We start from the raw sequence: 288 nt of genomic DNA, 5'->3' as shown, positions 1-288 counted from the left end.
TAACCTCTATGGCAATCTCGATTTCAAATTCGGACAGAACACAGTTTATACAACATTGTCTTTTAGTACGGGCGACTACAACTCCACCAACACACCGCCGCACCCACCCTCGCTGGATGACGTGCCATGGGTAGATGACGATGAAGCCTTTCCCTGGCTCACCAACAGCTGGACCTACAAGCTCGATGCCGATACCTGGTCGTTACGTCTGGGTTATGTGCATGCCCTGGCGAGCAATCAATCCATCGATGCCAGCCTGCTGCAGTATCAAACATCCGCGTATGGCGG

At 52.4% G+C, this 288-nt stretch carries 1 protein-coding gene; it reads left to right on the top strand.

From position 1 onward, the window contains the following. Nucleotides 1–55: 55 nt before the first annotated feature. The coding region (locus LZP69_RS16165) for a hypothetical protein (protein ID WP_234201717.1) at nt 56–288 on the top strand (233 nt) is incomplete at its 3' end.

This window comes from Shewanella sp. AS1, from assembly GCF_021412565.1.
Lineage (GTDB): Bacteria > Pseudomonadota > Gammaproteobacteria > Enterobacterales > Shewanellaceae > Shewanella.
Note: the sequence above shows the minus strand (reverse complement) of the source record. Positions and strands in the feature narration are given on the sequence as shown.